The organism is Corynebacterium sp. KPL1818, assembly GCF_000478135.1.
GTDB classification, from domain to species: domain Bacteria; phylum Actinomycetota; class Actinomycetes; order Mycobacteriales; family Mycobacteriaceae; genus Corynebacterium; species Corynebacterium accolens.
The window spans coordinates 806,743-817,174 of the sequence record NZ_KI515759.1; the positions used below are offsets into that span (position 1 = coordinate 806,743).

Consider the following 10,432-nt stretch of genomic DNA (forward strand, 5'->3'; position numbering starts at 1 on the left):
CCGAGAATTCGGTTCGGTGGTCATAGACAAACTGGAAGCGGATCACCAGTGAGTCTCTTCGGCAAAATATTTCGCGGCCTTGCGCAGGATGTCACGTTCTTCGCGCAGCTTTGCGTTCTCTTTTTCTAACTGGCGGATCCGTTCGGAATCATTCGCTGCTTGGACCTTGTCGCGCATGCTTTTTGTGCGGGCACGTTTGCCGGTGCCGTACTTCTTGATCCAAGAATGCAGCGAGGCACGGTTGATACCGAGCTCTGCTGATGCTGAGTTCAGTGAGAGGTCCTCATTGTTTTCGTAGAGGGCCACGGCATCGCGTTTGAACTGTTCGGAGTACCTGGACATGGTGGTAGATTACCTTTCTTCCAGCCCGACTGGGCTGGATATCAGGTGTCCACCAAACAGGGGTCAGGTCCTTACGCCTGGTAGTGATGCATCGGCGGCGTTTGGTAAAGCCTCTAAGCCCCATGGCTTTCATGATTCGTGCAACTTTCTTGTGATTTATCGGGGCATACGCCGTGTCCTCGTTCAGGCTTGCGGCGATGCGTTTAGCGCCGTAAAGACCATGCTCATCATCAAAGATGGTTGCGATCCTCGCACCGATAACGGCATCAGAATACATCTCTTATCCTGCGATTTTTACGGGTTTGGACCCACTTGTAAAACGAGGAACGATTCAGCTTTAACACATTACACATCCGCATAAGCCGAGTACTTGGTTCGGTGGTCATAGCCACACTGGAAGCAGAACTCCCGTGAGTTTCTTTAAGCAAAATATTTAGCGGCCTTGCGCAGGATGTCACGTTCTTCGCGCAGCTTAGAGACCTCTTTTTCTAGCTGGCGGATCCGTCTCACGATTCATTTGCCGTTTGGGCTTTATCCTGCACTGCTTTTATGCGGGCACGTTTGCCGGTGCCGTACTTCTTTACCCATGAATGCAGCGAGGCACGGTTGATACCGAGCTGGGCTGATGCTGAGTTCAGCGAGAGGTCCTCATTGTTTTCGTAGAGGGCCACGGCATCGCGTTTGAACTGTTCGGAGTACCCGGACATGGTGGTAGATTACCTTTCTTTCCAGCCCGACTGGGCTGGATATTAGGTGTCCGCTAAGCAGGGGTCTGGTCCGTAGTGCCAGTGTGTGTTTGTGGTGGCTAGTGGTCCTGTGGGGTGGTCTATGTGGTAGGTGCCGTCGGTGTGTAGCCAGGCGATGGTGCCGGTTATTGGGTCCATGATGTAGTGGACTCGTTTGTCGGTTTTGATGTTGTGGTGGTGTTGGCACAGGGTGACGAGATTGTCGGGGCTGGTGGGTCCGCCGTTGTTGTATTCGATGCGGTGGTCGAGTTGGCATTTGTGTGCTGGTGTGGTGCAGCCGGGCCAGCGGCAGGTGAGGTCTCTGCCTTGTGTGTAGGCGCGGATGTGGCTGGTGGGCTGGTAGCCCGGGGTTTCTTCTGGTTGTAGGTGTCGGGTGAAGGTGTCGATGTTTTCTAGGTTGGTGATGCGGGACCAGCCGTAGCCTGGGAAATACACTTTCGCCTCACCAGCACCAGCACCTGCACCGGCGGCGTTATTGTCGTCAGTGGTGGTGTCGGTGGTGAACGTATTAATCGCGACTTTGGTATGCGTGTTGTCCAGGATGAGTTGGATTAAGGCTTCACCGGCACCGCACCTGTTGTTGTCTGCTTGGGTGTCGATATGGCGGGCGATGATGGCAGCAGTGGCTTTATCACACGTCAAACTAATCGTGGCCCGGTTATTATGCACAGCTACGTTAAGGGCAGGTTCGACCTCGTCAGTATCGTCGACTGCTAGCTGATGGGTGTCGATGAAGTCTCGGATAAACCGGCGGATATCCGCCACAGTGGGCACATGCTGGCTGGGTGCTGTCGGTGTGAGAAAATCTGCCAGGGCGGCATCGACCAGGCCAATGTGTTCGTGGTTGTCGCCTACACGTTCTATTTCCCGGTCGATAACCCTAAGGCGTGGTGTATCTAGTATCCATTGCTCAGAATTCGTGGCTGTAACCAGCGGTAGTTCCTGCATGCGGAAGTGTGCCCTGATAATGTCAGATAGGATGCTATAGGTTAGGCCTAGGTCTTTAGCCAGGCTGGTTAACGTCAGGTCCACGTCGTCGTCGAGGTCTGGAAGTAGTGATTGGTAGAAAAACCAGGAGTTCTTCCTAGCCTGTACTCCAGCTGCAGCAATAGGATTGTTTGGGGTGTTGGTGGCGTAAAAGACTACCGGTTCACCTGCCTCAGCATTAGTGTTGGTGTCGTAGTCGAGTGGCTCGTGATCTGAAGAAACTCCTCGTGTTAGCTGACGAGGTCTACGAAAACCTCACCTTCGGCACCAAGCACGTCAGCATCGCCTCCCTGCCTGGGATGGCCTCGCGCACGGTCGCGGTCTCTTCCGCGCCCAAGTCCTTCAACTGCACCGGGTGGAAGACCGGCTGGGCCATTGCGGAACCCGCGCTTCTCGACGGCGTCATCAATGCCAAGCAATTCACCACCTTCGTCTCCCCCACGCCCTTCCAGCCGTCGTGGCCCATGCACTGCGCTGTGAACAGGAATGGCTGGACGGCATGGTGTCTGAGCTTGCAGAGTGCCGCAGCATCCTGGTGGAGGGCCTCAAGCAGCTGGGTTTCCACGTGCACGACACCGGCGGAACCTACTACGTGGTTGCCGATCTCTCCCCCACCGGAATGAACGGCATCGACTTCTGTATGCAGCTGCCCGAAACAAAGGGCGTGGCAGCCATCCCGCTGGCCGCCTTCACGGACAACCCGGAACCGTGGCAGTACAAGGTGCGCTTTGCCTTCTGCAAGCGCCCCGAGGTCATCCGTGAAGCCGTGCGGCGTCTAACTGCAGAGTCCTAGGATCACACGATCCTAAGCATGCCGCCTCCGACTTGCGCGTTCTTATCTTTAACGGCTTTCAGCCCCTACATTCCGTTCTAGCTTTTAGGAGAACCGGGCTCTACAATCAGCGCGAGTCCCGAAGCAAGGTCTGCTAACAACTGCTTCGCCGAGTCCACAGGAGCATTGAGGTAGTCGATCGTCAGCCCGTTGACCAGTGCAGTAACAAGACGAGCACCTTGCTCAGGCGACAGCCCTCGGGCCAACTTTCCCAAACGTTGCGCTACTTCGAGTCCTTCAGACACGCGCGCTCGAAACTTCGTCACCTCGGCGTCATATAAGTCAGCTAGCCATTCGCGCGTCGAGGCTGCAGCCCCCACTATGACCCACACAGCGGCATCCTCGCGCTGGACAGGTTCAATTGGCAAAAGTTCAGCAAGGCGACCGTGGAAGGCCGCGTGAAAATCCGTCGCATCGGTTTGCATAAGGGCCCGCGACTCCTGGCGCTGCAACGACCTGACAAAAGCTTTCGCGATGATGTCGTCCCGTTTACCCATTTGGTACTGGACAGTCCCAGGTGCGACGCCAGCCTCAGTGGCGACATTGCGCACGCTCAGGGCATCGAGGCCCTGGCTGACCATTACCCGAATGGCAGCATCAGCGATCACTGCGGCGGTGCCGGTGATGGGTGTGTTGCGATCAACGGACATAGAGCTCCAATCTTGCGTAGCTCAGATGCGATGAGCCATTCATGAATGTAGTTGCACTCGTACACTACACCTCATACAATCGTACCAACCACACGATTAATACGAACGTATAACGCGGGATTGAGGCCTTTACGAAGCTGAGGTCAACATCCCCGCGGACACCCGAGTACCGGAGAATTCCTTGTCAGACTTCCTTCCCCTTGCCGGCCTTGCACTCGTAGATAGTTTGAGTGCAGGAACCCTTGTCATTCCTATTGCACTGATTGCTATCTGGCGACGAGTGCGTTTAGTCCTGTTGGGCACCTATCTCGCTACGATCGCCACGGCCTACTGCGCCCTTGGTATTGCGCTTCTATTGGGGTTCGACGCGGCAGTATCGAGGCTTTCTGACGTAAGCGAGACTGACTGGTTCCGGTGGGTGACGCTCGTTCTGGGTGCGGGGCTTTTCGTCTTCGGTGTGTTCTCACCAACCCCCAAGAAGCCCGCAGCCACGCAGACCGCCGGCGCCGAAGTGCCAACGAGTCGGGCTTCTCGCCTTGCACGGGATGCGTCACTGAGTGCGACCGGCATGGTGGGGATTGCGCTAGGTGCTGCCATTGTCGAGGCCGCGACGATGTTGCCTTACCTAGGCGCAATGGGAATTATCCAATCCATGTCATTTGGATTTAGCGGCAAGGTCGCGCTTATTGCTGGTTACTGCATCATCATGGTCCTACCGGCAACTCTTTTGGCTGTCATTGCTAGCGCAGCAGGGCCAGCTATCTTTCCTCGTTTGGAGCGCGCCATCCCTCGGCTGGAGTATGAAGCGAAAGTGACGTTGCTGTGGATCGCGGCGATTGTGGGAGGCTACATGGCGGCGTCAAGTGCAGTAAGCCTTGGATTGATCGGTTAGGTTCCAGGTTGAACCTTGAGCGGTATCGTCAATTGAAGAGCTCCTTCCTGCAGAGCTAGCCCCCGGCCCGCCTTTACTGCGGCCGAGGGCTAAGTCTCCTTCAGCCCCTAACCAATACCTACCAAGGCGGCAACAGCTGGGAGGAAGAAAATGATCAGCGCGCCGCCGATTTTGTCGAAGCTGACGCCGGTGTGGATCATGCGCGCGATAGAAACGCAGTTGGAGCCGTAAACGATGGGATTTTGTGGCATGAAAACTAGAAGCATGAAGCCAAAGCATGCGCCAAAAGTAGCGACCATCGCCGGCATGACGGGGTCTACTCCCGCAGCCATAGCGAGTGGAACAACAATTGGCACAGTGACAGCCGCTGCCGCGGTACTACTTGTGGTCTCAGAAATACGGACCGCCGAAGAACACTTCCAGATCTGAAAATAGGTAGGTTCCGGAGGTTCGGGCAGAATCGCTCTGTGAAAGCCTCAGGTTGTGGGTTTCATTCACCGGCGTAGGTGCTGCAGGGGATCTAAATCTGCAGTCCTGGGTGTGCATTCATGCAGGTCACCGATCCTGGACTGTTAGGCGCTTGACGATGCCCACCTGCAGGTCTGTATTTTCGGGTCTGTACTTTTGTGGTGTGGATTAGGGGGCTGGTTCGTAGTTCATTGACATTAGCCGCCCCAGGGTTTGGGTGAAAACGAGGAATCCCGTCACCTTTGAGTCGTTGCTCTGGGTGACGGGCTTGTTATTTAGTTGTTGTTTTGTTGTTTGTTGTCGGCGGTGACTTACTCTCCCACAACCTCCCGGTTGCAGTACCATCAGCGCGTACAGGCTTAGCTTCCGGGTTCGGAATGGGACCGGGCGTTTCCCTGTAGCTATTAACCACCGACAAACCTATTAGAACACTACCCACCACAATTGTGTGTGGTGTTGTGTCAGATACTGCATAGTGGACGCGACACACGGAATGTGTACATTTTGTTTACTCGCTAAACAAGAACACTCTTCAACTTCCCTTAAACCACATGGTGTTCGGGGGTTGTTGTGGTGTGTTTGTTTTGGTCAATTAGTACCAGTAGCCTTCACACCTTACAGTGCTTCCAAGTCTGGCCTATCTACCCCATAGTCTTTAGGGGACCTCAAAAGAAACCTCATCTTAAAACAGGCTTCCCGCTTAGATGCTTTCAGCGGTTATCCCTTCCGTACGTAGCCAACCAGCGATACCCCTGGCGGGATAACTGGCACACTAGAGGTACGTCCGTCCCGGTCCTCTCGTACTAGGGACAGCCTTCTTCAAGTTTCAACGCGCGCGGCGGATAGAGACCGAACTGTCTCACGACGTTCTGAACCCAGCTCGCGTGCCGCTTTAATGGGCGAACAGCCCAACCCTTGGGACCTACTCCAGCCCCAGGATGCGACGAGCCGACATCGAGGTGCCAAACCATCCCGTCGATATGGACTCTTGGGGAAGATCAGCCTGTTATCCCCGGGGTACCTTTTATCCGTTGAGCGACACCACATCCACAAGTAGGTGCCGGATCACTAGTCCCGACTTTCGTCCCTGCTCGACATGTCTGTCTCACAGTCAAGCTCCCTTGTGCACTTACACTCACCACCTGATTGCCAACCAGGCTGAGGGAACCTTTGGGCGCCTCCGTTACATTTTGGGAGGCAACCGCCCCAGTTAAACTACCCACCAGGCACTGTCCCCAACCCAGATCATGGGCCAAGGTTAGATGCTCAATCCGATCAGAGTGGTATTTCAACAACGACTCCACCACCACTAGCGTGATAGCCTCAACGTCTCCCACCTATCCTACACAAACCGAACCAAACACCAATACCAAGCTATAGTGAAGGTCCCGGGGTCTTTTCGTCCTGCCGCGCGTAACGAGCATCTTTACTCGTAATGCAATTTCACCGGGCCTGTGGTCGAGACAGCAGAGAAGTCGTTACGCCATTCGTGCAGGTCGGAACTTACCCGACAAGGAATTTCGCTACCTTAGGATGGTTATAGTTACCACCGCCGTTTACTGGGGCTTAAATTCTCAGCTTCGCAACCACAAAGGTTACTAACCGGTCCTCTTAACCTTCCAGCACCGGGCAGGCGTCAGTCCATATACATCAACTTAACGTCTTCGCATGGACCTGTGTTTTTGATAAACAGTCGCTTCCCTCTATTCTCTGCGACCCCACAACACTCCAACCGCACAGGTCTTCACGTCACAGGGCCCCCCTTCTCCCGAAGTTACGGGGGCATTTTGCCGAATTCCTTAACCACAGTTCACCCGAACGCCTTAGTATCTTCAACCTGACCACCTGTGTCGGTTTAGGGTACGGGCCATACACACACTCGCTAGAGGCTTTTCTCGACAGTACAGGATCACCACCATCAACCCTTTTAGGGTCTACGCATCACGCCTCAACCACAAAGTGCGGCGGATTTACCTACCACACGGCCTACACGCTTACACCACCAATCCAATAAGTGGCGCGGCTACCTCACTGCGTCACCCCATCACTTGAACCACACATCAGGCCCCACGACATCAACACCACCAACACTCAAAAAAGTGAACAGGTAGCGTATCCGCAGTGGTTAGTATCCGTGCTTTATCATGGGCGCACATGTACGGGTACCAGAATATCAACTGGTTATCCATCGACTACGCCTGTCGGCCTCGCCTTAGGTCCCGACTCACCCTGGGAAGACGAACTTGACCCAGGAACCCTTAGTCATCCGGCGGTAAGGATTCTCACCTTACAATTCGTTACTCATGCCTGCATTCTCACTCGCACACAGTCCACGCCTCCTCACGGTAACGCTTCCACCCATGCACGACGCTCCCCTACCCAAACAACGTATGTTGCTTGCCGCGGCTTCGGCGGTGTACTTGAGCCCCACTACATTGTCGGCGCAGAACCACTCGACCAGTGAGCTATTACGCACTCTTTCAAGGATGGCTGCTTCTAAGCCAACCTCCTGGCTGTCTTCGCGATCCCACATCCTTTTCCACTTAGTACACCCTTAGGGGCCTTAACCGGCGATCTGGGCTGTTTCCCTCTCGACTATGAAGCTTATCCCCCACAGTCTCACTGCCGCACAACACAATTGATGGCATTCGGAGTTTGGCTGACATTGCTAAGATTGTAGTCCCGCTCAACCAACCAGTCGCTCTACCTCCACCAAGCTAAATGCGACGCTGCACCTAAATGCATTTCGGGGAGAACCAGCTATCACGGAGTTTGATTGGCCTTTCACCCCTACCCACAGCTCATCCCCGCAGTTTTCAACCTACGTGGGTTCGCGCCTCCACAACCTCTTACAGCTGCTTCACACTGGCCATGGGTAGATCACCCCGCTTCGGGTCCAGGACATGCCACTTATCACCCCATTAGGATTCGGTTTCCCTACGGCTACCCCACACGGGTTAACCTCGCGACATGCCGCTGACTCGCAGGCTCATTCTTCAAAAGGCACGCCATCACACACAAACAGGTGCTCTGACGGATTGTAAGCACATGGTTTCAGGAACTATTTCACTCCCCTCCCGGGGTACTTTTCACCATTCCCTCACGGTACTATCCACTATCGGTCACACTGAGTATTTAGGCTTACCGGGTGGTCCCGGCAGATTCACAACAGATTCCACGAGCCCGTTGCTACTCGGGAACCCAACAACCCCCACATCATCATCTTCAGCTACAGGACTCTCACCTACTCCGGTAGATCATTCCAAACCACTTCACCTAACAACAATGCACAGGGCGTGCCACTGGTAGATGACACAAAGCTAGGCCCCACAACACCGCACACACAACCCCTACCAGGTATCACATGCACACGGTTTAGCCTCATCCACGTTCGTTCGCCACTACTAGCAGAATCATTATTATTTTCTCCTCCTACGGGTACTGAGATGTTTCACTTCCCCGCGTAACCCCCACAACAGCTATGAATTCACTGAAGGGTAACCCCACATAACCAGGGCCAGGTTTCCCCATTCGGACATCCTCGGATCAACGCTTTATTGACAACTCCCCGAGGCTTAACGCAGCCTTACACGTCCTTCATCGGCTCAGCATGCCAAGGCATCCACCATGTGCCCTAAATAACGAACACACCAACCACCACACACAAACCACACAACACAAAGGTCACACAATCCGTATGCAGTGGCAACAAGTGAACTTGACAAAATAAACAAAAAGAAAAATCACATCACACACAAGACACCACAAGCACAAAAACAAGTGGCATCATGTGAGATGCTCGCGTCCACTATACAGTTCTCACACAACACCCCAACCAGCAACAAACACCACCACAACAGACGACGCTCATCAACCAGTCAGGCACACACAAAAGGGGATAATGCCCCAGACACCCAACAATGCACCAACGTACAATCAACACTCATTTTCGTATACATGGACACTTTTACGCATGTCACAAAGCACTGTCTCAACACTTAGACCTGCTGATTAAGGTGTATGTCCTACCCGGAATTTCCAAACATCGGTGGCAGCAGAACACTCGCCTACTCAACCACCAACCCACCATCAAACAACAGTGGGCAACCCACAACTGTGGGTCATGGCTGCAACTGCAGCCAAAATAAAAGCTCCTTAGAAAGGAGGTGATCCACCCGCACCTTCCGGTACGGGTACCTTGTTACGACTTCGTCCCAATCGCCGATCCCACCTTCGACGGCTCCCTAACACGTTTAGGCCACCGGCTTCGGGTGTTACCAACTTTCATGACGTGACGGGCGGTGTGTACAAGGCCCGGGAACGTATTCACCGCAGCATTGCTGATCTGCGATTACTAGCGACTCCGACTTCATGGGGTCGAGTTGCAGACCCCAATCCGAACTAAGGCCGGCTTTCAGCGATTCGCTCCACCTCACAGTGTCGCAGCGCGTTGTACCGACCATTGTAGCATGTGTGAAGCCCTGGACATAAGGGGCATGATGATTTGACGTCATCCCCACCTTCCTCCGAGTTAACCCCGGCAGTCTCTCATGAGTCCCCAACCAAATGCTGGCAACATAAGACAAGGGTTGCGCTCGTTGCGGGACTTAACCCAACATCTCACGACACGAGCTGACGACAACCATGCACCACCTGTACACCAACCACAAAGGGAAACTACATCTCTGCAGCGATCTGATGTATGTCAAGCCCAGGTAAGGTTCTTCGCGTTGCATCGAATTAATCCACATGCTCCGCCGCTTGTGCGGGCCCCCGTCAATTCCTTTGAGTTTTAGCCTTGCGGCCGTACTCCCCAGGCGGGGCGCTTAATGCGTTAGCTACGGCACGAAAGTCGTAGAAAGACCCTCACACCTAGCGCCCACCGTTTACGGCATGGACTACCAGGGTATCTAATCCTGTTCGCTACCCATGCTTTCGCTCCTCAGCGTCAGTAACTGCCCAGTAACCTGCCTTCGCCATCGGTGTTCCTCCTGATATCTGCGCATTTCACCGCTACACCAGGAATTCCAGTTACCCCTACAGCACTCAAGTTATGCCCGTATCGCCTGCACGCCCGGAGTTAAGCCCCAGAATTTCACAGACGACGCGACAAACCACCTACGAGCCCTTTACGCCCAGTAATTCCGGACAACGCTCGCACCCTACGTATTACCGCGGCTGCTGGCACGTAGTTAGCCGGTGCTTCTTATCTAGGTACCGTCACAAAAAGCTTCGTCCCTAGCGAAAGGAGTTTACAACCCGAAGGCCTTCATCCCCCACGCGGCGTCGCTGCATCAGGCTTGCGCCCATTGTGCAATATTCCCCACTGCTGCCTCCCGTAGGAGTCTGGGCCGTATCTCAGTCCCAATGTGGCCGTACACCCTCTCAGGCCGGCTACCCGTCGCCGCCTTGGTAGGCCATTACCCCACCAACAAGCTGATAGGCCGCGAGCTCATCCTACACCGAAAAAACTTTCCAACCACCACACTAAAGATGGCTCCTATCCGGTATTAGA

Annotated in this window: 6 protein-coding genes, 3 rRNA genes and 2 pseudogenes; 2 read left to right on the forward strand and 9 right to left on the reverse strand. The window is 54.3% G+C overall.

The genetic code is table 11. The features are described from left to right. The 4 genes and pseudogenes from HMPREF1261_RS09530 to HMPREF1261_RS09540 all read right to left on the reverse strand — a co-directional run. Window positions 1–342: pseudogene (locus HMPREF1261_RS09530) on the reverse strand (transposase); the annotation flags it as partial. Continuing rightward, complete coding sequence (locus HMPREF1261_RS13290; RefSeq protein WP_084538542.1) at window positions 284–619, reverse strand: IS3 family transposase; 336 nt, start codon at window positions 617–619, stop codon at window positions 284–286. The pseudogene HMPREF1261_RS09530 and the gene HMPREF1261_RS13290, both read right to left, overlap by 59 nt. A 229-nt stretch (window positions 620–848) precedes the next feature. Next, window positions 849–1,049 (reverse strand): transposase, encoded by a 201-nt coding sequence (locus HMPREF1261_RS09535; RefSeq protein WP_023030796.1) that lies wholly within the window; start codon window positions 1,047–1,049, stop codon window positions 849–851. 42 nt (window positions 1,050–1,091) lie between these two features. Beyond that, window positions 1,092–2,036: an HNH endonuclease signature motif containing protein gene (locus HMPREF1261_RS09540; protein ID WP_232208002.1), complete on the reverse strand. Its 945-nt coding sequence runs from the start codon at window positions 2,034–2,036 to the stop codon at window positions 1,092–1,094. Between the two features lie 266 nt (window positions 2,037–2,302). On the opposite strand from HMPREF1261_RS09540, the pseudogene HMPREF1261_RS12550 reads away from it, so the two are divergent. Beyond that, window positions 2,303–2,868, forward strand: a pseudogene (locus HMPREF1261_RS12550) (aminotransferase class I/II-fold pyridoxal phosphate-dependent enzyme). Between the two features lie 77 nt (window positions 2,869–2,945). On the opposite strand, the gene HMPREF1261_RS09555 reads toward HMPREF1261_RS12550, so the two are convergent. Beyond that, window positions 2,946–3,557: a TetR/AcrR family transcriptional regulator gene (locus tag HMPREF1261_RS09555; protein WP_023030800.1), complete on the reverse strand. Its 612-nt coding sequence runs from the start codon at window positions 3,555–3,557 to the stop codon at window positions 2,946–2,948. A 181-nt stretch (window positions 3,558–3,738) separates the two neighbouring features. Between HMPREF1261_RS09555 and HMPREF1261_RS09560 the strand changes: the two genes are divergently transcribed. Continuing rightward, window positions 3,739–4,449 carry a GAP family protein gene (locus tag HMPREF1261_RS09560; RefSeq protein ID WP_034658215.1) on the forward strand — a complete coding sequence of 237 codons (711 nt, stop codon included), beginning with the start codon at window positions 3,739–3,741 and terminating at the stop codon, window positions 4,447–4,449. A 107-nt stretch (window positions 4,450–4,556) separates the two neighbouring features. Here the strand turns inward: HMPREF1261_RS09560 and HMPREF1261_RS12555 are convergent, their stop codons facing one another. The 4 genes from HMPREF1261_RS12555 to HMPREF1261_RS09580 form a co-directional block, all read right to left on the reverse strand. Continuing rightward, window positions 4,557–4,910 (reverse strand): anion permease, encoded by a 354-nt coding sequence (locus HMPREF1261_RS12555; RefSeq protein WP_337891990.1) that lies wholly within the window; start codon window positions 4,908–4,910, stop codon window positions 4,557–4,559. 305 nt (window positions 4,911–5,215) lie between these two features. Next, a 5S ribosomal RNA gene (gene rrf, locus HMPREF1261_RS09570) occupies window positions 5,216–5,333 on the reverse strand. Window positions 5,334–5,490: 157 nt separating this feature from the next. Continuing rightward, window positions 5,491–8,566, reverse strand: a 23S ribosomal RNA gene (locus tag HMPREF1261_RS09575). A gap of 510 nt (window positions 8,567–9,076) precedes the next feature. Next, window positions 9,077–10,432: ribosomal RNA gene (locus tag HMPREF1261_RS09580) — 16S ribosomal RNA — on the reverse strand; the annotation flags it as partial.